The following is a 3,523-nucleotide window of genomic DNA, read 5'->3' on the forward strand; positions in this document are numbered from 1 at the left end:
TCCCGCGCGCCCGCGTCGAGCGCCTCGATGATCAGCGACTCCTGGCCGAGCGCGCTGCACATGATCACCCGCGCCCCCGGGTCGAGCGCCACGATCTGCTTGAGCGCCTCGATGCCGTTTCGCTCGGGCATCACGATGTCCATCGTCGTCAGGTCCGGCGCGAGCTGCCGGTACTTCTCCACCGCCTCGACGCCGTTGCCCGCCTCCCCCACGACGTCGAAGCCGCTCTCGACGAAGATGTTGCGCAGCATCGTGCGCATGAAGAGCGCGTCGTCCACGATGAGCACCCGAGCCGTCACAGGGCCTGCCCTCCTCACGCCTCGCCGGCCCGCGCGAGGCCGGGGAGCTGGTAGATGGTGTCGATGAGCACGTCGGCGTCCACCGCGTGCACGAGCCGCCCTTCCGCGTCCGCGGCGCGGCGCACGAACGCCGCCACCGGCGCCGCCGTCCCCTCGGGGAGCGCGGCCGCGACCAGCCGCCCGGAGACGCGCTCGATCCCCTCGATCCCCGCCACGACCAGGCCCACCGCCATCTCGGGCAGGCGCAGCAGCACCACCGCGCCGGGCTCATCGGCGCCGAGGCCGGCGAGGCGCGCGAAGCGCACGAGCGTGAAGATCGTCCCGCGGTGGTTGACGATGCCGGCCACCGTGTCGGGGACGAAGGGCACCGGCGTCACCTCCCCGGGGGGCAGGATCTCGCGCACGTACGTCACATCCAGGGCGAAGCGCTCCCCGCCGGCCAGGAAGAAGAGCAGGCGCGCCTGCTCCCCCGTCGCGGCGAGCATCGCCCCGCTCACCGCTGCATCAGGCCCGCGCCGCCACGGTGAAGCGGCTGGCGGTGTGGCGCAGGCCGCCGGCGAGCTGCGCCAGGTCGTGCGCGGAGCCGGCCATCTGCTCGAGCGAGGCGGTCAGCTCCTCGGTCGCGGCCGAGGCCTCCTCGGTCGCCGCGGCGTTGTCCTCGGCAATGCGCGAGATCTCCTCGGTCGCCTTGACCATCTCGTCGGCGCCGCGCGCCTGGTCGGCGGCCAGCTTCGAGATCTCGCCCACGCCCTGGGCGACGTCGACCGTGGCGTGGACGATGCGGTCGAGCGAGCCGCGCACGGTATCGATGACCTCGCGGCCCTGGCGCATCTCCAGCGTGCCGGCCTCCATCGTGGCGAGCACCCGCAGGCTCTCCTTGCCGATCTCCGCGACCAGCGCCGTGATCTCCTCGGCGGAGCGCCGCGTGGCCTCGGCCAGCTTGCGGATCTCGTCGGCGACGACCGAGAAGCCGCGGCCGTACTCGCCGGCGTGGGCGGCCTCGATCGCCGCGTTGAGCGCCAGCAGGTTCGTCTGCTGGGAGATGCCGGTGATGACCTCGACGATCTTGCCGATCTTCTGCGTGCGCTCGCCGAAGCCATGGACGAGGCCCGCGGAGCCCTCCATCTTCTCGAAGACCGTGCGCATCTTCTCGAGCGCCTCGGCGGCCGCCGCCCCGCCGCGCTGGGCGGTGTCGCCGGCGGCGGCGCTGGCCTCGGCCGCGAGCCGGGCGCGCTCGGCGATGCGCGCGATCGCCGCGGCCCCCTGGCGGATCTGCCCCGAGGCGCGCTCGACGACTTCGACCTGCAGCTCCGCCCCCTTGGCGATGTGCTCCGTCGCGGCCGCGATCTCCTCGCCGCTCGTGCTCATCTGCTGCGCCGTCGCCGAGAAGCCCGTCGCCGCGCCGTTGAGGCTGCCGGCGCTCTCCTGGATCTGCGCGACCACCATCCGCAGCTGCCCGACCATCGTGCGGAAGGCGCCGGCCAGCTCCTCGAGCTCGCGGTCGGCCGCCCGCGCGACCTCCTTCGTCAGATCCCCCGCGGCGATCTGGTGCGTGACGGCCGCCAGGTCCGCGATCCGCGCCGTCAGCCAGCGCGAGATGACCACGCCGAGGACCACGCCCACCGCGATGCCGACGATCGCCGAGAGCCAGAGGCGCAGGAACTCGTCGCGCACGACGTAGTAGAAGATGGCGTTCACGACGACCATCGCGAGGATCACCACCATGAAACTCAGGATGAGCTTGGCCCTCATGCCTCCCCCCCGGGTGCCGCCCCCGCGTGCGGGAGCCGGCGGTAGATGCGCTCGCGCGCGTCGACGACCTCGAAGGCCGCGCGGTCGGCGCCGACGAAGATCTCGGTCCTGCCGAGCACGAGGAAGCCCCCCGGGCGCAGCGCGCGGGCGAAGCGCTCGAAGACGGCCGCCTGGGCCGGCCGGTCCAGGTAGATCAGCAGATTGCGGCAGAGGATGCAGTCGTACTCGCCGACGGGTGCGCCCGTCAGCACGTCGCCGCGGTGGAAGCGGACCATGCGCCGCAGCTCCGGCGCGACGTGCAGCCGCCGCTCGCCGCTGAAGTAGCGCTCCCGCAGGTCCGCGCGGACCGCGCCGACCTGGCCGGGCGCGTACTCGCCGCGCTTGGCGTCCTCGAGGACGTGCGCGTCGACGTCGGTGGCCTCGATCCGCACGTCCCACTCGCCGAGCGCGGGGCCGAGGTGCTCGCGCACGAGGATCGCGAGGCTGTACGGCTCCTCGCCCCGCGAGCAGCCGACGCTCCAGAAGCGCGCGCGCCGGGGCGCCCCGTCGGCGAAGAGCCGCGGCAGCACCTGCGCCCGGATCGCCTCGTAGGTGGACGGGTTGCGGAAGAAGCCGCTGACGTGGATGGTCAGCGTCCCGAGCAGGCGGTCCATCTCGGCCGACTCGCGCCCGAGGAAGACGAGGTACTCGCCGAGGCTCCCGTGCCGGGTCACGCGCTGGCGGATCGCGACGCGCCGCTCGAGGAACGGGCCCTTGTACGGCGCGAGATCGAGGCCGGTGCGCTCGCGCACGAGGCGCCGGAGGCGGCGCATGCCGGCCTCGTCGGGCCGGTCCTCGACGTCGGCGGGCACCTGCGTGATCTGGACCACGCCGGGCATCATACGCAGGCCCCGGCGTGAATTCAATGCGACGTGACCGCGCGCACGGCTGTAGAATGGCTGCATGCGCGCGCGGACCCGGCCCCTGTCCGGCATCGGGGAGGACGCCCTCGTGCGCCTCTTCGCGGGGGCGCCGGGGCGGCTGCGCCGAGGCGCGGTGGTGATCGGGCCCGGCGACGACGCCGCCGCCGTGCGCCCCGCCCCGGGGACCACCCTCCTGCTGACCACCGACCTGCTCGCCGAGGGCGTCCACTTCCGCCGCGGCTGGGCGCCGCCGCCCGACCTCGGCTGGAAGCTGGCGGCCGTGAACGTCAGCGACATCGCCGCGATGGGGGGACGCCCGCTCTGGGCCCTGCTCTCCGTGGCACTGCCGCCCGGCCTCGACGCCGCGTTCGCGGCCGGCGTCGCGCGGGGTTTGCGCGCGGCCGCGCGCCGCTTCGGGTTCGCGCTCGTCGGCGGCGACACCTGCGCGTCGGACGCCGGCGTCTTCCTCTCGCTGACGCTCGCCGGCGCCGCCGGGCCGCGGCTGCTCACCCGCGCCGGGGCGCGCCCGGGGGATGCGCTGTTCGTCACCGGGCACCTTGGCGCGTCGGC

General features: G+C 74.5%; 5 protein-coding genes. 1 reads left to right on the plus strand and 4 read right to left on the minus strand.

Annotated elements, in window-relative coordinates; all coding sequences use genetic code 11:
- From VI078_09415 to VI078_09430, 4 genes are all read right to left on the minus strand, one after another.
- Window positions 1–299: response regulator (locus VI078_09415; protein ID HEY5999498.1), on the minus strand; the 299-nt coding region annotated here is incomplete at its 3' end.
- 14 nt (window positions 300–313) lie between these two features.
- Window positions 314–796 carry a chemotaxis protein CheW gene (locus VI078_09420; protein ID HEY5999499.1) on the minus strand — a complete coding sequence of 161 codons (483 nt, stop codon included), beginning with the start codon at window positions 794–796 and terminating at the stop codon, window positions 314–316.
- A 7-nt stretch (window positions 797–803) separates the two neighbouring features.
- The gene (locus VI078_09425; GenBank protein HEY5999500.1) at window positions 804–2,051 is read right to left on the minus strand and encodes a methyl-accepting chemotaxis protein; all 1,248 of its coding nucleotides are present in this window, start codon (window positions 2,049–2,051) and stop codon (window positions 804–806) included.
- A complete protein-coding gene (locus VI078_09430; GenBank protein ID HEY5999501.1) occupies window positions 2,048–2,920 on the minus strand; it encodes a protein-glutamate O-methyltransferase CheR in 873 nt (290 codons plus the stop codon). The genes VI078_09425 and VI078_09430 overlap by 4 nt, the downstream gene beginning before the upstream one ends.
- 73 nt (window positions 2,921–2,993) lie before the next feature.
- Here VI078_09430 and VI078_09435 point away from each other — a divergent pair.
- Window positions 2,994–3,523: AIR synthase related protein (locus VI078_09435; GenBank protein ID HEY5999502.1), on the plus strand; the 530-nt coding region annotated here is incomplete at its 3' end.

The sequence above is a fragment of the bacterium genome, assembly GCA_036524115.1.
GTDB lineage: Bacteria > JAUVQV01 > JAUVQV01 > JAUVQV01 > DATDCY01 > DATDCY01.

What these genes read in the sequence shown, in the direction of transcription:
- VI078_09425 (HEY5999500.1), bottom strand. Translation starts at nt 2,051, where the DNA reads ATGAGGGCCAAGCTCATCCTGAGTTTCATGGTGGTGATCCTCGCGATG.